The following is a 21167-nucleotide window of genomic DNA, read 5'->3' on the forward strand; positions in this document are numbered from 1 at the left end:
GTTCTCCTGGTTGGTACAAAGGGGGAAGCGCGCGCTTACAGCGCCGGCGCCAGTTGCCGGGCCAGATACCTGGCCATCGCGAGGACCGTCAGCGTGGGCGTGCCGCGCATCTCGTCCGGAATGATCGAGCCGTCGCACACGTGCAGGTTGCGCACCGGGCTTTCCATGCGCGCGTCGACGTGTTCGCCGATCCGCAGCAGCCCGCCGACCCGGCCGGCGCACGACAGGCCGAAGTTGAAGATGTGCTGCGCGCCGGCCTGGCGCAGGATCCGCAGCGCTTCTTCCTCGCCCTTCTTCAGCTTCGCGAAATCGGCCTCGGACAGTTCCTTGTGCAGGCCACCGTCGGCGCGCAATTCGCCGCCCAGCCCATCCTTGACCTTGACGCCGATCGCGATCGCCTGCGGATAGGCGACGGCATGGCGGAACTTCAGCTTCGCCGGCATCATCATCTTGTAGAGGAAGCGGCAGATATTGGCGTCGCCCAGCTCGATGCCGTCGTCGAGCTGGCAGCCCATGCTGCCGACGAAATTGTCGCGCCCCTGCATGCCGGGTACCAGGCCATAGATCGCGTAGCCGGGGTTGACGTAGAAGCCATGCCGGCCCACGCCATCGACGCCGCAGGCGCGCAGCAGCGCCGGCGTGGCCAGCTCGCCGGCCGCCAGCACCACCTTGCCCGCATACGCGCGGTGCACGACGTTCGAGAACATGTGGCGGCGCTCGCGGTACTCGACGCCGATGGCGGCGCCGTTCTCGATCAGCACGCGCTGTACGGTGGCGCGCGTCACGAGCCGCGTGCCCTGCGCCACCGCGTCGTCCACATAGCTGCGTGCGCGCCACAGCGCGCCGTGGCTGTAGCCGCCATCGCAGCGCGACTGGTCCACCAGCATGTCGTGCTTGTGCCACGCGTGGCCCAGCGCGACGGCGCCGTCGCGAAGCCGCAAGGCCTGCTCGCCCAGCAGCGCGTCCGGCAGCGGTGCGATCGGCAGTTCGCGGCGCAGCGCGTCCACGTCCGATGCCAGGTCGATGCCGAGCGCGTTGAACACGTCCAGCGGCGGCGCGTTGACGACGCCGAAGTACAGGCCCGTGGAGCCGCCCTTGGTGAGCGCGCGGACGGTGGCCAGCTTGCGGCCGACCTTGACCTGGTCGATGACGGAGGCAAAGCCCGTCACGCTCTCGCGCAGCGGCGCATCGCCGCCCCGTTCCAGCAGCAGCACGCGCTTGTTTTGTCTGCTCCATTCGCGTGCAAGCATGGCGCCGGCCGTGCCGGAACCGACGACGATCGCGTCGTATTCGGGATGATCTTTCATGTTCTCTCGGGTTGGGTTAGAACTGGTACAGCAGGCGGAGCACGGCGGCGTTCTGGCCGCGATAGGGCCACAGTTCGCTGTTCCTGTCCTTCACCTTCAGGTAGAAGGTATCGAGGCTGACGCTGACCCGGCCGTTCACCTTGTAGGTCAGGAACAGCGAGTGCTGGAAGCTCGTGTGGGTCTGGTTGTAGACGGTCAGCCAGTTCGCCGTCAGGTTGTCGTTGATGAAGTTGTTGCGCCAGCCCAGCACGAACATATTGCTGCTCCGGGTTGTCGCCATGCCCGGCTCCCAGCCCAGCACGCGGCGGTTCACCGCTTCCAGGCTGACGGCGTGGTTGCCGGCATTCCCCAGTGTGTACTCGGCGCGCAGCGACGTATCCAGCTGGTCCTTGCGCTGCGTTTGCAGCGTCGCCGGGTTCAGGAACGCGCGCGGCGACTTCCTGGCGATCTCGCCCGAGTACAGCACCTTCTCGGTGGCCAGGTTGAACGACATGCCGAGCATGTCGAAGCGCTGCGGCGTCGCGACGAACGTCGGCGGCGCACGCGTGCGATCGACCTCGAACGCATAGTCGTTGTCCCACAGCCGCGCCGCCATCACGGCCACGTCGCTGCTGCCGAACGTCTTCTTCCAGCGCATGCCGTATTCGCGCAGGTTGTCGTGCGGTGCACGCTCCTGCGGCAGGCCGCCGGTCAGGTCCAGCGCATACGCGGTGCCCTTTTCCGGCAGCTTGTTGAAGCGGGCCCGCGGCACGTAGAAGAAGCTGAAGTCCCCGACCGGCGTGAACTGGTCGACAGTCGCCATGAATTGCGACAGCCGCGATTCCTCCAGCGAGACGAAGAACAGTTCGGACAGGTTGCGGGGGCTGATCACGTCGGTGATCGCGCCCGCATCGGACTCGCCCCACACGAGGATCTGGCGGCCGACCTTGACGCTGGTCTTGCCCTTGCTGTACTGCAGGAAGGCCGAACGCACCGTGCTTTCCTGGAACGTCTCGCCGCGCGCGTTGGCGCGGTGGTCGCCCGGCCAGTAGTGCGTTTCCAGCGCATCGAGCTGCACGTAGTAATTGTCGAGGAAGTACTTCTCGTACTCGACGCGCAGCGAGGTGCGGTTGTTCGGCAAGCTGTGCGGCTCGCGGATCCGGGCGGCCAGCTCGTGGCGGATGCCGAAGCGCGCGCCCGGCACGAGGCCGGAGCGGCCCTCGTCCTGTACCGGCTTGTCGGCACCCGGCGCGGCCGGGCGCACGTCGTCGCCGGAGATCCCCATCACCTCGTCCGCCGCCTGCGGCTGCGGCTGCGGGGCCGGACTCACGGGCTGCGGCGGCTGCGGCTGGACCTGGGCCAGCGCTTGCGGCGTCGCCAGCGCTACGCCCAGGGCCACGCTCTGGGCCAACCTATACGCAACCGGTGCGAACAGCTTGGCCATCACTCTTTCCAGAACGAGCGGTACTTGACGAGGTAGCGTTCGCGGAACGCCTGGTCGGTCAGCGCACGCTGCGACAGGTATTCGTCCTCGACGGGGATGTTCAGCGCGATCGCCTGCCGGTCCATCACGCTGACGCGGCGTGTCAGCAGGTTGTCCATCGTGACCTGGCGCGGTAGCCATTTGTGGTTCACCTGCTGCAGGTTCTTCACGGTGCGCACCTTGTTCAGGCGGCCGTCATGGTCGTAGTACTCGCCGCGTAGCAGCACGAAGCGGTCCTTGTCGATCCACGTCAGCGAGCGCGCGTAGTTGCTGGTTTCCTTCTTGCGCCCGACGGGCACCCATTCCAGCACATAGGCGGGCACCTCGACATAGCCCTTGCCTGCTTCCAGCACGCGCACCTTCTCCTCGCGCAGCAGCTTGATGTCGTATTCCTCCAGCCGCGGTTCTTCCAGGTCTTCCATGTAGAACTCGGTGCCGAAGTAGCTGCCGCTGTCGGCGCTGTCCTTCACCGACAGCACGCGCTTGACCTTGCCCAGCGCGGGCAGGTACATCCAGTAGTCGTTGACCTTGTCCTTGTCCCAGTATTCCCAGCCGAGCATGCCGATGCCACGGTCGCCGATCGGTTCGGCCAGCACGCCCATCGAGCGAATGTCGCGGCCATACGACTTCGCCACGTTCTCGACGACGCGCTCGCGCGGGCGTTCCGTGCAGCGCATCTGCGCCTGTTCGACCTTGTAGCCGCAGGTGCTCAGCTTCAGCTTCGCGGTCACGGCGTCGTGGCGCAGTTCGTCGTCGTACTTCTGCGCGACCTGCTGCGCGTTCATTGATTCGGTGGTCGCCAGGGCCGGTGCGGCCAGCGCGCAACCCGCCGCGGCCAGGATGATGGTACGGATGTTCATGGTGTTCCTCTTGCTGGTAAGTCTGGAAAATGCGGGCGGCAGCGCCCGCGCGTATCGTCAGGCGGCCAGTTCGTGGGCCGGTCCCGCCGCGGGTTCATGCTTGCCCTCGAACTTCAAGCCGAGAATCAGGATCACCGAGGGGGTCAGCAGCAGTTCGCACAGCCAGCCGACCAGCACGGCCAGCGCGCCGTAGATGCCGACGTTGGCATTGCCGGGGCTGGACGACAGGGCCAGCACGCCCAGGCCCAGTGCCAGGATCATCGCCGTGTAGGTGACGGCCTGGCCGGCTTCGCGGAGCGTGTCGCGCAGGGCCCGGTGCATGTCGCCGTCGCGCGCCACCTCGTGCCGGTAGTGGCTGATGAAGTGAATCGTGTCGTCCACCGCCATGCCCAGCACTATCGGTGCGATCAGCACCGTGTTGAAGTCGAGCGGCACGCCGAACAGGCCCATCAGGCCGAACGTCAGCATCACCGGCACGGCGTTCGCGGCGACCGACACGATGCCGGCCTTCAGCGAACCGAAGATCAGCAGCAGGATCACGCTGATCGTCACGATTGACCAGAAGAACTCCGACAGCGACGTCCACGACAGGTAGTCGGAGCCCTGCATCATCAGCGTGAAGAGCCCCGTCACGGAAGCCTTCGCATCCGGGTAGCGCTTTTTGAGGTCGGCGGTGGCCGCGTCGATGTCGCGCTGCATGGCCTGGAACACGCGGGTGTATTCATAGGAACCGCCATTGCGCAACGCCACGTCGATGTGTGCCTTGCTGTAGTCGTCCGAGACCATCTTGCGGCGTTCGGACGGGTTCGAGTTGTCGAACATGAAGAACGTGTTGGCCAGCGCGGCACGAGTTGGCGGCACCACGTACATGTCCGGCCGGTCCTCGTTCAGCGCCTTGTAGGAGCTCTTCGCCACGTCGACCAGCGACAGCGTGCGCACCACATATTTCTGGTAGCGGGTTTCGATCGTGCGCTGCAGCGCGTCGATCCGGTTCAGCACATACGGATCGTGCAGCGCGTATTCCTGGCCCAGGTCGAAGTACACCTTCAGCGACTGCGAGCCCAGCATCGTGCGGTCCGCGATGTCCATGTCGCCGCGGATCTTCGCTTCGCGGGGGAACATCGACCTGGCGTCCGTATCGATGCGCAGCTGCGCCATGCCGACCACGCAGATAGCCAGCACCACGGCCCAGAACACGGCGATCGGGTAGCGGTACTTCAGCACGAACGGAAACACGTGCGTCAACGCCCGCTGCACCAGCACGCCCACGTTCGGCACGAACCGCCCGGCCAGGCCGGCCAGCGCGGCTCCCTTGCGCGGCCGGTCTCCCTGCGCGGCCGGGCGGCGCCGTGCCCACCACAGGTCCACCATCGCCGGCAGCGCGAAGATGCTGAACAGGAAAGTGACGAAGATGCCGGCCGCCGTCGTGGCACCGAATACCTGGATCGGCACGATCGGCGTGAACAGCACGGACAGCATGCCCACCGCGCTGGTGACGGCCGTCAGGAAGCACGCGTTGGCGGACGAATGATAGGACGAGCGCAGCGCAGTGCGGTGGTCCTGGCCCTGGTTGCGGAAGTACTCGTAACCGGACAGGATGTGGATCGAATCGGCGATGCCGACGACGAGGATCATCGCCACCGTGAGGATCAGGAAGGCGGTGAACGTGACGCCCAGCCAGCTGGCGATGCCGATCGTCCAGACGGCGCCCAGCACCACGGTCAACGCCGGCCACAGCACGCCGCTGAAGGAGCGGAACAGGAACCACAGCACGGCGACCATGATCGCCAGCATGGCCATGTACAGCGCCCCCATCTCCTGCAGCATCTGCATGTTGTATTCGGTGGACGCGGGGTTGCCGACCGGGTGGAAGTCGAACCGGCTGGCGAATTCCGGCTTGGCCAGCGTGACCTTGACGGCGTTGATGAAGTCCAGGTACTGCCCCAGGTCGGTCGGCTGGAATTTCACGCGCCCCGCCTGGGCCTTGCCGTCATAGGCCATGCTCAGGCTGTCCATGTCCAGCTTGCCCGCGCCGGTACCCATGCTTTGGCTGGCGCGCGCCTCGAAGTCGACAGGGATCGCCCCGAAGTTCGTCTCGACAAGGATGCCGCCGTAGCGATGATCGCGCGAGAAGTACTGTTGCGGCAGCGAGCGCTGCGAGTGCGCCGTGCGGGCGATCGCCAGCAGTTCCTCCTTGCCGTCGGGGATCTTCGGCGGTACCAGGTTGCGGCTGACCAGCGCATCGTCCTCCACCTTCAGGACCGGGGCGTTGTCGAGCGTCGTGATCTTGACGATGCGCTTCAACGGCGAATGGGCGTCGGCCTGCAGCATGCGCTCCGTCAGGTCGCGCCGCAACGCCCGCGCCGCCGCCAGCGACTGCGCCGAGAACACGTCGCCGTCCTTGGCCCGGTACACGATATACAGGTGATCGTCGCTGCCGAAGCGGGCGCGGAATGCGTCCATCGACACGATCGTCGGGTCGTCGTCGGCGAACCAGCCTTCGATCGTCATGTCGAAGCGGATCCGGCCCAGGCCCGCGATGGCAAAGGCCGTGATACCGATCACGAGCAGCCAGACCAGCCACTTCCTGGCCAGCACCCGGTCGGGCACCGAGTCGAAATAATGCATCAACGCCTGCCCGGCGCGATTAAGGTGTGCTTTCACTGTCGATCTCCATGCTGTGCGCTGCTTGCAGAGGGCCGGCTCCCGTCATGGGGCGCCGGTTCAGGATTCCAGGACCACCGGCCGGGGTGCGCCGCGGCGGCGGTTGCCGGCCTTGCCGCGCTTCGTGGCGGGCGGCCGTTCGGTGCCATCCACGGCGTCATCCACGGCGTCATCCACGGCGTCATCAGCCGCAGGCGTTTCCACCGCCGCGATCACGGCGGCCACCGCGGCGGCATGGCCGGCCGTGATCACCGCGTAGTGGTTCGCGCTCACGTCGTGCGCCGTCAAGGGCGCCACGAGATAGCGGTTCCAGCCGTAATCGGCCGGCGCATCCGGGTACGCGTCCAGCGCGCGGATCAGGTGCACGTCAACGGCGCGCGGCAGCGGCGCCAGCGCATATGCCCGGGCCAGCCGCTCGCTGGTCGTCGCGATGCGGTAGCTCGTCAGGAAGTACTGGCGATCCAGCACGACGCCGTGCTCCATCATCAGCCGGTACAGGTATTCGCCCCGCTCGTCCGGCGCGACGGCTTCCAGCCGGGCCATGTCCACGTCGAAGCGCGCGCCCAGCGTGGCCATCACGTGGCTGAACACGTCCACGACGAGATCGAGCTCGGTGGCCGTGCGCTGCTCCGGGCACAGGCTGTCGAGCAGGTACAGTGCCGCCACCTCCTCGCCTGCCTCCATCAGGCTGCGCGCCATCGCGAACGCGACGACGCCGCCGTTCGAATAGCCGAACAGCCGGTACGGCCCGTAAGGCTGAATGCGGCGTACAGCTGCGAGGTTGGCCGCCACCACGTCCCCCATGCTGGCCGGCAGCGCGCACTGGCCATCCAGCCCCTGCGCATCCAGGCCATACAGCGGCCGGCCGGTGCCCAGCGCTTCGCACAGGGGTTTCAGCGACAGCGTGCTGCCGTCCGCCCCCGGCACGAGGAACAGCGGCGTGCCGGCGCCGTGCGGCTGCATCGGTGCGAGGATGTCCGGTACCGCGGCGTGCGTGGGCAGCTCGGCGCCCGCGATCGTGTCCAGCAGCGCCGCGACCTCGTCGGGGAACGCCTGCGCCAGGTGGGCGGCCAGCGCGGCGGCGTGCGGGTGCTGGAACACGACGGTCGGCGCCAGGTTCACGTCGAGCAGCCGGTTGACGCGGGCGACCAGCTCGGCGATCGCGATCGAGCGCAACCCCAGCGCGGCAAACGTGGCTTCGGGATCGACGTCGGCGACAGCGCAGTCCAGCAGCTGGGCGGTGCGCTCACGCAGGAAGCGCTCCAGCAGCGCGGCCGGTTCGCGCGGCGTATCGGCCGCCACGGCGAATTCCGGCAGCGACAGCGCCGCCGGCAGGTGCACCTCCGGCACGAGGGACGCCTGGGCTGCCGCACCGGGCTCCTGCAGCGCATACCAGTGCCGCTCGCGGGCGAACGGATAGCCGGGCAGCGAGATCCGTCGCGCCGGCAAGCCACTCCAGGCCAGCTGCCAAGGCATCGCAACGCCGTGCACCCACAGCAGTGCCACCTGCTGCCACTGGCCTTCGGCGCGCGCCAGCTCCAGTTGGGCGCGCGCCATCCGTTCCGTCACCAGGCTGGCCAGCGGCACGTGGCCCACGTGGCCGAGCGTATGGCAGAAGATGCCGTGCGACTCCAGCTTGCCGGCATTGTCGAGGCCCCGCTCGCGCAGCAGCGCGAGCTTGCCGCGCAATTCGTCCAGCGACGCGGCGACGATGGCCAGCCGCGCCGGCAGCGCCGCCCGGCCCACCTGAGACGTGTGGGCGACGTCGGCGAAGCACACTTCCGGACCTGCCTGCTCCAGCCAGGCCGCGAAGACGCCGGCGTAATCGGCCAGCCGGGCACCATCCTGGGCGGACAGCACGAACAGTTGCGGACCGCCCGCCACGCCGGCAGCGGGGCTGCGGGCCACGAATTCCTCCAGCGCGATGTGGACGTTGACGCCGCTGTCGGCAAACGAGCTGACGCCCGCGCACACCGGCGCGCCCGCGTCATCGCGCATGTCGTCCAGCGCGATCGGCGCGTCGGCGAAGTACAGCGGGTGCGATGGATTGCCCAGGTCGATGAAGCTGCTGGGCGTGCGCCGCGTGATCGTGGCGGGGAACCTCTTGTGGTGGAGCGCGAGCGCCACCTTGATGACGGCGGCGATGCCGTTGGCGGGTTCCAGGTGGCCGATATTGCCCTTCAGGCTGCCCAGCGCGCAGTGCTTGCCGCCGCCGCTGCCGCCCAGCGCCGCGCGGATGCCTTCGAACTCGAACGAATCGGCCCACTTCTTCGCATAGCCGTTCAACTCGATGTAACGCACCGCGTCGCGCGCCACGCCCGCCTTGTCCCAGCAGCGCGCGATCACGTCGGCGATCGCCTCGTGCTTCACTTCGGACAGCGAGCCGGCTGCGCCGCGGTTGTTCTGGTGGCTGGCCTTGATGACAGCGTAGACCCGGTCGCCATCGGCCAGCGCCGTATCCAGGCGCTTCAGTACGATGGCGGCGACACCCTCGCCGCGCGTGAATCCATTGGCCGCGTCGTCGAACACGCCGCAGCTGCCGTCCGGCGACAGCAGGCCATACTGGGTGGAGGCCACGTAGTCGTCCGCGGCCAGGTGCAGGCAGGCCGCGCCGGCGATCGCCACATCGCTCTCCCCCTGCGCCAGCGACAGGCAGGCGCGGTTGATCGCCACCGCCGACGACGCGCAGTTCACGTTTACCGATTCGCTGGGGCCGCGCAGGTCGAACAGGAACGACAGCCGGTTGGCCAGGTAGTACGTCGGGCTGGCCGAGCTGCAGACGAGACCCGGCAAGCGCTCCTGGTTGCGGCGCAGCGCCTGCTCGTAGCCAGAGTATTCGTAGCCGACGAACACGCCCGTGTTCGTGCCGGCCAGCGTGCCCGGATCGATCGCCGCATCCTGCAGCGCCCGATACACCTCCTGCATCAGCAGGCGCTCCTGCGGGTCGACCAGCGCCGCTTCCTGCGGTGCGATGCCGAAGAATGCCGCATCGAAGCGGTCCACGTCGTCGACCAGCGCGCCCCAGCGCGACACCGTCTTGCCCGGCTCGGCCACCGGCGCGTAGCACGACTCCCAGTCCCAGCGCTCCTTTGGAATTTCGCGGATGCTGGCGTGGCCGGCCATCAGGTTGCGCCAGAACGTGGCGGCATCGGGTGCGTCCGGGAAGCGGCAGGCGATGCCGACGATGGCGATGTCGGTCGATGCGGGGCGCTCCGCTGGTGCGGGCGGCGCCGCGAACAGGCTGCTCGCGTCGACCTTCGCCAATACACGCTCCAGGTTGTTCGACACCAGTTCGTCGACGATCTGGTCGACCGACTCCCAGCGCCTGCCGGTAAGGTCGACGCCGTAGCGGCTGCGCACCGTGCCGAGCAAGGTGTCCAGCCGGCCGAACTGCGCCGGCGGCACCCCCGGCTTGGCCGGTGGCGTGGCGGGTGCGGTACCATGGCCCTCGATGAATGCCGCCAGTTCCCTGACGGAGTTCACCGTGAGGAACTGGGCCGGCGTGAATGCGATGCCGAAGTGACGCGACAGGTTCTCCATCAATTCCATCGCAATGATCGAATCGATGCCCAGCTCCGGAAATTCCGCATCGATGTCCAGCTTCGCCGCGCCGATGCGGATCGTGTCTCCCACGATCGCACGCACGGCGTCCAGCACGGTGTCGTTTGCTGCCACGGTCATGTCATTCCTCCATCGCTTGCAGGTTCAGCAGGTCGGCCTTGATCAGCTGCCTGAGTTGGTCGAGTTGATGGCTGGCCAGCCGCAGCGGCGCGGCCGGGCTTACGGGCACTTGTGTCTGCGTCATTGCCGCCGGCGTACCGGCATACAGCCGTTCGAGCAGCGTGTGCACGCGCGCCGGCTGGCCCACGATGACGAGCGTTTGATCCTGCGGCGCCGCCAGCAGTTCCTCCCAGGTCGCCAGGCCGTCCTTCGTTCCCAGCGCCTCCAGGCCCGTGCGTTTCAGGTATTGCGCCGCCTGGGCCGGGTCGGCCATGCCCATGCCGCCCTCCTGCCACAGCGGCCAGTTGATCACCACCATCCGGCCCCGCGCGTCCTGGTGCAGGGCCCGGTGGCGCGCGTACGCCATCTGGAAGCGGTTCGCCACCGCGTAGTCGCAGGCGCCGAAGTCGCCCAGCAGCGCGGACGACGACGAGAAGCAGCAGATGAAATCGAGCGGCTCGCGGGCCAGTGCCGCATCGAGCGCCAGCGTGCCGGCCGTCTTCGGATCGAGCACCGCGGCGATGTCGGCCGGGGTCTTCTCATAGAACGGCTGGGCCGATTCGACGCCGGCCGCATGGATCACGCCGGATAGCGGGAACGGCAGTTGCTCGGCCCATGCCACCACCGCGGATGCATTACCCAGGTCCAGCGCGCTGTAGTGGACCTCGACGGCGCCGGCGCGGCGCAGCGCCGCCAATTCGCCCTCGATGCGCGCATCCGCTGGGCGGCGGCCCACCAGCAGCAGCTGGGCGCGGTAGGCGGTGGCCAGGTGCTGCGCGACCTTCATGCCCAATGCGCCGGCGCCGCCCGTGATCAGGTAGGCGCCGCCCTGCTTCAGCGGCGGCGGCGCGTGCCGTTCCGTCAGCGGCCGGCAGGCCAGCACCTTGCGTGCCGTTCCGTCGTACCAGATCGCGCCGCTGCCGTGCACGGCATCGAGCAGCTGCGCCACCGTCTCGCCGTGGCTCGTGTACAGCAAGGCGATGCGCGTCCTGGCCAGGTGCAGCTTCAGCGAACGCTCGAAGCCGATCCACGCATGATCCCAGCAGGTGTCGACATCGGCCGGGTCGTAGGCGCCGACCAGCGTCACGTGCGCCACCGGCCGGCCGCAATCGCGGACGGCGGTGAACAGCTGGAACAGCGCATGGACGCCCGGCTCCCCGCGCCGCCGCGCCCACGCATGGACGATGCCGAGCGACTGGCCGGCTGCCAGCTGGACGCTGGCCAGTACCCGGCGCAGGCTGTCCACGTCGCCGACGGGGCAGCGGAACACCCGCTCGGACACCTGTTCATACGCATCCGCCGGGTACACGAACACCGCACCGGCCAGCTGGCCAGCGTCGTCGGCTGTCGCCAGCAGCCGGCGCTGCGTCTCGTCGGCAAACACGATCGTCTGCCGGTCGGCCGGCAGTGCGCGCACCGGGCCCGCCGGGCGCGGCTCCCAATATTCCTCGAACAGCATGCGGCGCGCCGCTTCTTCGGCGGGCTGGCCGGGGCGGGCCGCCTGGGCCTGCACCTGCGCGGCGCGCGGCCGGGCTTCGACCCAGTAGCGCTCGCGGGCGAACGGATAGGTCGGCAGTGCCACGCGGCGGCAACCCTGCGTGCCGGCCAGTGCCGCCCAGTCCAGCTCCACCCCCTTGACCCACAGCTCCAGCAAGCGATCCCACTTGTGCGCGGCGCCCAGCTGCTCGACGACGGAGGCGCGGATGTCATCGTCGCCGATCAGGCCCAGCTCGTCCTTGCCGCGGCCGGCCCGGCCGTGCAGCACGCCTGGCACGGCGCCGTCGGCCTGCACGAACGCATGCAGCTTGCTGCGCACTTCATCGAGCGACGCGGCCGTGAAGCCGAGCCGTTCGCTCATCGCGTCGCGGCCCGCCTGCAGCGTGTAGGCCAGGTCGGCCAGCGCCACGTCATGGCGCTCCAGCCAGGCCAGCAGGTTCGCCGCATGGTCGCGCAGCCGGTCAGCGTTCTTTGCGGACAGCACGATCGGCAGCGCGCCCTGTGGGTCATGCCCGGCGCGGGCCGGCGGCACGTACTCCTCCAGCACGATGTGGGCATTTGCGCCACCCCAGCCGAACGAGCTGACACCGGCGCGGCGCGGCAGCGTGGTGCCGTCGGCCCCGCGCGGCGCCTGCCACGGCACCGTCTTGTCGACGATGTAGAACGGGCTGCCCTGCAGGTCGATGTACGGATTGAGCTGGTCGAAGTGCAGCAGTGCGGGAATCTCGCGGTGCCGCATCGCCAGCAGCACCTTCAACAGGCTGGCGATGCCGGCCGCAGGCTCCAGGTGGCCGATATTCGTCTTCACGGAGCTCAGGCCGCAGTGCGGCGCCGCCGGGGCGGCGTTGCCGTGCTGGCGATAGAGGTCCGCGAATGCCTTCTTCAGCGCCTGGATCTCGATCGGGTCGCCCAGGCTCGTGCCGGTGCCGTGGCATTCGATGTAGCCGACGGTGGAAGGATCGATGCCGGCCCGCTCGTACGCCTCCGTCAGCAGCTCGGCCTGCGCCTTCGGGTTCGGCGCCGTCAGGTTCGTCACGCGGCCGCCGTGGTTCTCGGCGCTGGCGCGGATCACCGCGTACACATGGTCGCCATCCGCCTCGGCACGGGCCAGCGGCTTGATGAACACGGCGCCGACGCCCTCGCCGCGCACATAGCCGTTGGCATCCTTGTCGAACGTCTTGCACTTGCCGTCCGTGCTCAGCATGCCGGCCGCGCTCAGCGAAATGTGCGCGACAGGCGTCAGCATCACCTGCACGCCGCCGACGAGCGCCATCTCGCAATTGCCCGCGTGGATGGATTCGATCGCACGGTGCAGCGCGATCAGGGAGCTGGAGCACGCCGTGTCGATCGGCGCGCTGGGGCCGCGCAGGTTCAGCAGATACGAAATCCGATTCGCCAGGATCGAGTGCGAATTGCCGGAGGCCGAATAGCCGTCCAGCGCGGACTGGTTCTCCGCCAGCACGTCGATGTAGTCCTGCGACGACACGCCGACGAACAGCCCGGTGCGCGTGCCGGACAGCTCGGACACCTTGTGCCCCGCATCCTCGACGGCGCGCCACACGGCCTCGATGAACAGTCGCTGTTGCGGGTCCATCATCTCCGCTTCGCGCGGCGTGATGCCGAAGAACAGCGGGTCGAACTTGTCCACCTCGTCCATGAAGCCGCCCCAGCGCGAATACGATTTGTTCGGCTCCTTCTGCGGGTTGCCGTCGTGGTCTTCCCAGATCCAGCGGTCGCGCGGGATCTCGCTGACGAGGTCGCGGGCGTTCTTCAGGTTGTCCCAGAACGCTTCCAGGTCCGGCGAGCGGGGCATCGTGCCGGCGATGCCGACAATTGCGATCGGCATCGCGGCATAGCGGTCCGCCGGCGTGTCGGCGACGGTAGGCTGGATCGCCGCCGGCGGCTGCACGGGTGCCGCGGCAAAGCGGGATGTTGCGACGCCTGCTCCGGAATCCTGCACCGGTGCCGCGGCAGGTGCCACAGTTGCCGGTGCGCCGACCGCATGCACGCGCGCCACGGCGTCACCGTGTTCGGCCGCCAGCACGCCGGCGATCGCATTGATCGACGGGTATTCGAAGAACAGTACGGGATTGATGTCGAGGCCGTAGCGGGCGTTGACGGCATTCGCGAAGGCGGCCAGGCCGACGGAGTCGAAGCCCAGTTCCAGCAGGATGCTGTCGTAGGACAGCTCGTCCGCGCTCAGCTTCAGCAAGTCCATTGCGATGGCGCCCAGCGCCTGCGTCACCTGGGGCACGAGGCTGCCGCCTGCCGCGGGGGTTGGCGCTTGCAGAGGGGCCGCGGCTTGCTGCTGCGGCTCTTCCGCTACCTCCTGCGTGGCCAGGCCCCAGGCATGCTCGATCTTCGCCCGTTCGCCTTCCAGCACGGCCACTTGCGGCAGGCCGGCGCCCAGCGCCTGCGTGAACGCCTGCACGCCGACCTGCGTTGCCAGCGGACGGATGCCGAGGGTGCGGCGGAAGAACAATTCCGTCTGCTCGTCGAGCTTCATGCCGCCGTCCGCCCACAGCGACCAGTTCAGGCTCACCGTCCGGCCGGAGCGCTGCCCAGCCGCGCGCAAAGCCTCGCGCCGTGCGGCGAAGCTGTCCATGTAGTGATTGGCGTACGCGTAGTCGCATTGGCCCGTGTTGCCGCCGAGGGCGGCCAGCGACGAGAACATCGCGAAGAAGTCGAGCGCATCGCCACGCGTTGCCGCATCGAGGTGGAAGGTGCCGGCCACCTTCGGCGCCAGCACGGCCTGCATCTGCTCGCGCGTCTTCTTGCGCAGCAGCGAGTCGCGCAGCACGCCGGCGGCGTGGACGATGCCGTCGATGCGGCCGAAGCGTGCCCGTGCCTCGGCCAGCACGCGCTGCACGTCGTCCGCCTGGGCGACGTCGGCCGCCACGTACAGCACCTCGGCGCCGAGGGCACACAGCGCGTCCAGGCGGCGCTGCAGTGCTTCGTCGAGCTGCGACCGGCCCGTCAGCACGAGCCGCGCGCGGTACCGCCGCGCCAGCATGTCGGCGAAGATCAGGCCCAGGCCGCCGGCGCCGCCCGTGATCAGGTAGACGCCCTCTTCCTTCAGCAGATCGCTCGCCGCGGCCAGTTCGGTGGACGCGACGCGGCGCAACGTGCGCACCGTGCGGATACCGTCGCGCACGCGCACGGTGGCGTCCTGCTGCGCATCCGCGTGCAGTTCCGCCAGCACGAGGTCGGCCAATGCGTCGGGCGCCTCACGGTCGGCCTGCAGCACCTTGCAGTCGAACTTCGGCTGCTCCAGCCGCAGGCTGCGGGCGAAGCCGTTGAACGCCTCGTCCTGCGGCTCGGTGCCGGCCACGTACAGCAGCTGCACGCGGCCGGTAGGCTTGTGCTTCAGGAGCGCCTGGCAGAAGGCCATCACGGCGTATACGCCCAGTTCCAGCGCACGTTGCAGCGCCGCCGCGTCGGCCGCCTCGCCCTGGTCGCCCCACGCGAAGCAGATCTTCGCCGGCAGGCCACCCTGGGTGCGCAGCATCGCGATCAGCCGCGCGTAGTGGGCCGGATCGGCCGGATCGATCGTCACGCGCTTGCCGTCCGCCGCATACGTGGAACCCGGCATTACCAGGGTCGCGTCGATGCCGCGCGCCGTGCAGGCCTGCCACAGCGCGTCGTCCCGGTCGAACAGCAGCAGCGTCGCCACGTCGGTCTGGCGTTCGGGCAGCGGCGCGGCTTGCCAGTCGTGCGCGTAATACAAGGTCTCGCAGTCGTCCGGGACAGCCTGGCCATGCACGCCCGCCAACGGCACGCCGACGGCCTCGCGGATCCGTGCCAGCACCTTGCCGGTGGCGTCGACGATCGCGACGTCTTCGCGCGACACGCCGCCGGCGCGCTGATTGCCCGCCTTCGTCACATAGCTGTAGCAGGTACGGGGCAGCGGGTGGAGGATCTCCACCTCGCCGATCGAATACGGCACCTTCATCTCGCCGTTCGGCTCGCGCAGCTGGGCCATCACGCCGGCCTGCATGGCCGCGTCAAGGAGGCACGGGTGGAGCACGAACTGGTCGAAATCGGCTCCGCGCGCTTCCGGCAGCACGAGTTCGCCCAGCACCTCGGTATCGCCCCGGCGCACCTCGCGCAGCACCTGGAAGCTTGGACCGTACTGCATGCCGAGCGATCCGAACAACGGATACGCTTCGCTGGCCGCGATGGTGCCGGTGCAGCGCGCGCGGATCGCGGCCAGGTCGATGTACTCGTCCGGGCGCGGTTCCGTTGGACCGGCGTAGCGCAGCTTGCCCTGCGCGTGCAGCCGGCGCGCCCCGTCTTCCGTCGTGCTGAACACTTCGAACAGCACGGCATCCGGCGCGGGCTTCAATTCCACCCAGGCCTCCGTGGGAACGCCGTCGCGCACCGCCAGCGGGCTGACCCACGTGACGTTACGGACGGATGCCACCGGCCGGCCAGCCGCCAGCTCACCCGCCTTGCGGGCCAGGTCCAGGTAGGCGGTGCCGGGCAGCGTGGGCACGCCGGAGACGACGTGGTCGTGCAGGAAGAACTCGTCGGCGCGGAAGGTCTTGCGGAACAGCTGCTGCTGGAACGTCGATTCGTTGCTGTCGATGAGCGGGTGCAGCACGGCCTGACTGGCGGTGGTTGCCGCTGCGATGGCCCGCCCCGTGCCGATCCAGTGGCGCTTGTCGGCAAACGGATACGTGGGCAGCGACGTGCGCCGCCCCACGCCGCGGTCGAAGCCGCGGCAGTCGGGCAGCAGCCCGCCCGCCCACAGGCCCGCGAGCTTGTGCGGATCGCCGCCTTGCACCAGCAGCGCGACAAACTGCGCCTGCTCCGCGCCGCTCAACAGCTTCGCGATGCCGTCGGCCTGCTTCGCCTGGCCCGTCAGCACATTCGAATCGGTGCGGCCGTCGACATAGCGGCCCAGCAGGTCCACCAGTTCGTCCACGCTGGACGCAACGACGGCCAGCCGGTGCTCGAACGACTTCCGGCCGCTTTGCAACGTGAACGCCACGTCGGCGAGGTCATGCCGGACGAAGTCGCGCTGCAGATGGGTGCGCAGGCGCTGCGCCATCTCACGCAGCTCGGCCTCGGTGCGGGCCGACAGCGGGAACACGCGCAGATCGCTCGGCGACGCCACGCCACCCGGAATGTCCCAGCTCTCCAGCACGACGTGGGCGTTGGCGCCGCCCGCGCCGAACGAGCTGACGCCGGCACGCAACGGCACGCGCACGCCGTCAACGTCGCGTTCCGGCCAGGGCGCCAGGCGCTGCTGGACGACGAACGGCGAGGCGGAAAAATCGATGTAGGGATTGGCTTCTTTCGCGTGCAGCGACGGCACCAGTTGCCGGTACTTCATCTGCAGCAGCACCTTCGACACGCCGACGACCCCGGCGGCCGCCTCCAGGTGCCCGATGTTCGTCTTGACGGAGCCGATAGCACAACTGCCCGGCTGGGCATCGGCAAAGGCGTTGCGCAGGCCGGCGATCTCGATCGGGTCGCCCAGTTCCGTGCCGGTGCCGTGCGCCTCGACGTAGCCGATCGAGCGCGGATCGACGCCGCTCCGGGACAGCGCCTGGGCCACCAGCTCGCCCTGTGCCTTCGGGTTCGGCACCGTATAGCCGCTGGTGCGTCCGCCGTGGTTGACGGACACCCCGCGGATCACGCCGTACACCTGGTCGCGGTCCGCGAGCGCCCGGTCCAGCGGCTTCAGGAACAGCGCGCCAGCTCCTTCGCCCGCCACGTAGCCGTTAGCGCCGGCGCCAAAGGTGCGGCACACGCCATCGGGCGACAATGCGCCGCCCGCGTGGTTGATGTCGAACTTGTGCTGGTGCAGGTCGAGGTTGACGCCGCCGACGAGCGCACTGTCGCAATCGCCCGCCTGGATCGCCGCGCACGCCAGGTGCAAGGCCGTCAGGCTGGACGAACAGGCCGTGTCCACCGTCATGCTGGGCCCCGTGAGGTTCATCCAGAACGACACCCGGTTCGCGATACTCCACAGGAAGGAGTTCGGATTCACGTCATTGCCGGCCAGTTTTTCCTCGACGCCCACCATCTGGTACATCGCCCACACGGCGCCGACGAACACGCCGACGTTGCGCGGCGCACCGTCGCGCCCCAGCAGCTCCGGATAGTAGCCGGCATCCTCGAGCGCTTCCCACGCCACTTCGAGGAAGATCCGCTCCTGTGGATCGAGCACCTCCGCCTCGCGCGGCGAGATGTTGAAGAACAGCGAATCGAAGCGGTCGACGTCGTCGATGAAGCCGCCCCGATAGGCGCGCGAGCCCGGTTGGCGGCGCGCCAGCCGCTCGGCCGGCATGTCCGTGACGCAGTCGCGGCCCTGGCGCAGGTTGTCCCAGAACGCGTCGAGATCGCGCGCCTGCGGATAGCGGCCGGACATGCCGACGATCGCGATCGGCACCGCAGCGCGCTCATCCCGCGGCGGCTGCGCGGGCACAGGCTGCACAACCTGCTCGGCGACGACGGCCGCCTTCTCCTCCCCTGCTTCGACCTGCGCGCCGGACGGCCGGTGGTAGCCCACCAGCCGGTACTCGGCATGCACGTCGATGCCGGCCGGCGCATCGGCGGCCGGCACGACTTCGGGGATGTCGCGCAGGTCGGCAAAGGCCGCGACGATGCGGCGCGCCAGCTCCTCCGCCTGCTCTCCCTTCATCCCGACGGGAATCGCCAGCCGCACCAGCCCATTCAGCGCCGTACCCTTCTGCATGCCGACGCTGTGGGCACCGGCGCGGATGCCGGTGGCGACGAACAGCCATGCGACGAATGCGGCCACCGGGTCGGCCAGGCCGGCGAATGCCGCGATGCGCTTCACGTCCACCAGCACGCAGTGCCCACCGGCCGGATGGACGACGGGCATGCCGGCACCGGCGAGCGACGTCCAGACACTGCGCGTGGCCGCGATCCGGCGCCGTACCTGCGTTTCGATATGCGTGCGGTCGGCTAAGGCCAGCGCGGCCAGCTTGCGGTCGACGACATCGAGCCCGCCGCCTTCCCGTTCGATGACGGCGCGGCAGCGGCGCAGCAGCGCCTCGTCGTTGGATGCGATGATGCCGCCGCGGTCGATGCAGAAGTCCTTCGCCAGGCTGCCGATGACGACATCCGCGCACGACAGCAGGTCGCGCGCGACGTCCCACAACGGGCGGCTCGCCTGCCCCGCCTCATGCTCGATCACGCATGCGGCGTTTTCCAGTACGCGGGTGACGTCCAGCACCAGCGCGATGCCGTGCCGGCCCAGCAGCTCTTTGACTTCATGTAGATGGGCCAGCGATACGCCCTGCCCGCCGGTACCGTTGTTGCCCAGGTCGATGCACACATACGCGATGGCGGCCGGGTCGCGTTCAACGCGTTGGCGCAGCGCGTCGACATCGACGTTGCCCTTGAAGACGGTGGCGGCGTCCGTCTGGAATGCGCTGGGCTCGGGCAGTTCGCATGGCGTGAAGCCGTTGTCGATCTGGTGGTACAGCGACGTGGGGAACAGCAGGTTTTGCGGCACGATCCCCTTGCGCTCCCACGCCTTGCAGAACACGCGGTCGGCCGCGCGGCCGGCGTCCGTCAACACGTTGTGCGCGAACGGGAACATGGCGCGCAGGCTCGCTTCGACGTCCACGCTCTGTTGCAGCTGGGCGCGCAGGTGGCGCATGCGCTTGCCGACGAATGGGGTCTCCAGCTGGGCCCACGAATCCGTCTTCAGGTCGAACTCGACCTGGTCGGCGGGCACGTTCAACGGGTTGTAGCCGTACCGCGCCAGCACGTGCGTGCGCGGTACGCCGGCGATGGCGATATCGGCGCCCATCGATACCGGGGCAACCGCGGGCGTGGACGGAGGCGCTGCCGGCGTCGCGGCCAAAGGTGCCGCGTTATGGTTTTCCTCGTCCGACGTCTGTGCCTTCGCGGGATCGGCGATCATCATGATGATGTCGACGACATTGTCGGCGCGGCCGCTGCCGGCGGGCCGGCACAGGTAGATCGTGCGGTTCTCGCAGCGGAACTTGTTCTTGAACTGCAGGTTGCCTTCGTCGTTGAAGATGTTCTGGCGGTGCAGGTCGTCCAGGATGCGGTCCACGTCGGGGTCCGCATGTGGCGACGCTTCCAGGCGCACACCATACGTGCCGCCCATGCTCAGCATGTCGCAGCCTTCGGCGGCCAGCTGCTCGATGATCTTCGCGATGGCGAACTCCAGGCCGCCCAGCGGCATGTCGCTGCCGTAGAACTCCAGGTCCATCAGGTAGCCGTTCAACTGCTCGTTCATGCGCGAGATCAGGATCACGTTCTGCAGCTTGTCGTTCAGGTATGTGAGGAAGATGCGGTGCTGCGCATGCAGCGTGCCGGCCAGGATCTCCTCGCGCACGATGTGGATCAGCGGGTTCACCATCGTCTTCGCGGCGCACCAGCGGTCGATCACGGCCGCGATGTCCTGGTCCACCCGCGGGTCGGTGCCGCAGCGGTATTCGGCGGTGCGGCAAGCCCCCACCTTTTCGAACTTCTGCACCTGGTAGCGCAGGCGCCGCATCGCGCCGCCTTCCAGCGTGAAGTTGCGGATGTCGCATACCCGCTGCAGTGCACCGAACGGCGTGGCGGAGAACGGCACGCCATCGATCGCCTCGATGACGGCGTCGACGAAGATGTTCAGCTGGAAGCCCCGCTCCACGCAGTAGCGCTGCATCTCGGCGGCGCTCTCGGCGAAGTAGTCTTCCGGCCCCGTGTACGCGTAGACGAGGATCAGGTCATTGCTGCGACTGTAGTTGAAGTACCCCTTGCGCGCGCTGCCGATGAACAGGTTCGGCGCGATATTGCGCGTGCCGCGCGAGACGCAGCCTTCGTTCTTGTGGCGCTCGAACAGCGCCGCGACGACGGCGGCCAGCTCCGGATGGCGCGGCAGGTCCCGCTCGAACAGGCGAATGGGTGTTTTCTCCGGGGCGGCGACGGGGATCGATGCGGGTGCGGGGGCCGACATCGCTGCTGGTTGCGGCGCGGCCGGCCGGCGGGCCGCCTGCGGTGCCGCGGCCATGCGCGTGGCCAGCGCCGCGCCATGGTGCTCGGCGAAGTAGCGCGCCAGCGAGTCGATGTTGAAGTGCTCGAACAGCAGCGTCTTCGGCAGCACGCCGAAGTCCCCTTCCAGCGCCTTGATGATCTTCAGCACGCGGAACGAATCGATGCCCAGTTCGCCGAACGGCGCCTGCACGTCGACGTCGCGGCTTGCGCCTTCGGGCAGCAACGTGGCGACGAGCGCCTTCAGGTGGGACTCGATCCATTCCAATGACATGTCTTGATTCGGCATTCTTTCCCCGACCGGTAGGTGGTAGACCTGGCGGTGCCAGGCGTCGTTGAAAATGTGCGGCGCAGGCTCCGCCGTGTGACGGCACCGTGCGGTGCGTCAGCCTGGATGGGTTGTCAGTGATGTGCTGCCGGGTTGCTGCTTGGGGCTGCGCGAAAACGTGGCGCAGGCTCCGCCGTGTGACGGCACCTTGCGGTGGTCATCGGATGAATTGATGCGGTGTCGATGTGTGCGAAATACTAAGCAAACAAGCGGCGCAGGCTCCGCCGTGTGACGGCACCAGCAGGTGCGTCAGGCGTAACGTCGACGGATTGTTCTTCTTGTGGCCTCGGTCGGTACCGCGCTGCGTGCTTCAGCTGCGCGGCCAACCGGTTGATGATGTT

At 68.5% G+C, this 21167-nt stretch carries 6 protein-coding genes; all 6 read right to left on the minus strand.

Translation table 11 applies throughout. The features are described 5' to 3' along the window. Positions 1 to 35 precede the first annotated feature (35 nt). From IP92_RS22605 to IP92_RS22630, 6 genes are read right to left on the minus strand one after another with little or no spacing between them, the layout of a single operon-like run. Positions 36 to 1307: a GMC family oxidoreductase N-terminal domain-containing protein gene (locus tag IP92_RS22605; protein ID WP_145879454.1), complete on the minus strand. Its 1272-nt coding sequence runs from the start codon at positions 1305 to 1307 to the stop codon at positions 36 to 38. 16 nt (positions 1308 to 1323) lie between these two features. Then, positions 1324 to 2730, minus strand: coding sequence for a DUF1302 family protein (locus IP92_RS22610; RefSeq protein ID WP_145879456.1), 1407 nt, complete (start codon positions 2728 to 2730; stop codon positions 1324 to 1326). After that, on the minus strand, positions 2730 to 3629 hold the full coding sequence (locus IP92_RS22615) for an outer membrane lipoprotein-sorting protein (RefSeq protein WP_145879458.1): 900 nt from the start codon (positions 3627 to 3629) through the stop codon (positions 2730 to 2732). Before IP92_RS22615 ends, IP92_RS22610 begins: the two co-directional genes overlap by 1 nt. Positions 3630 to 3686: 57 nt before the next feature. Continuing rightward, positions 3687 to 6293 (minus strand): efflux RND transporter permease subunit, encoded by a 2607-nt coding sequence (locus IP92_RS22620; RefSeq protein ID WP_145879460.1) that lies wholly within the window; start codon positions 6291 to 6293, stop codon positions 3687 to 3689. A 60-nt stretch (positions 6294 to 6353) separates the two neighbouring features. Then, the gene (locus IP92_RS22625) at positions 6354 to 9974 is read right to left on the minus strand and encodes a beta-ketoacyl synthase N-terminal-like domain-containing protein (RefSeq protein ID WP_145879462.1); all 3621 of its coding nucleotides are present in this window, start codon (positions 9972 to 9974) and stop codon (positions 6354 to 6356) included. Position 9975: 1 nt separating this feature from the next. Beyond that, complete coding sequence (locus IP92_RS22630; RefSeq protein WP_158206628.1) at positions 9976 to 20772, minus strand: SDR family NAD(P)-dependent oxidoreductase; 10797 nt, start codon at positions 20770 to 20772, stop codon at positions 9976 to 9978. Between the last annotated feature and the right edge of the window lie 395 nt (positions 20773 to 21167).

Source organism: Pseudoduganella flava (assembly GCF_007830495.1).
Lineage (GTDB): Bacteria > Pseudomonadota > Gammaproteobacteria > Burkholderiales > Burkholderiaceae_D > Rugamonas > Rugamonas flava.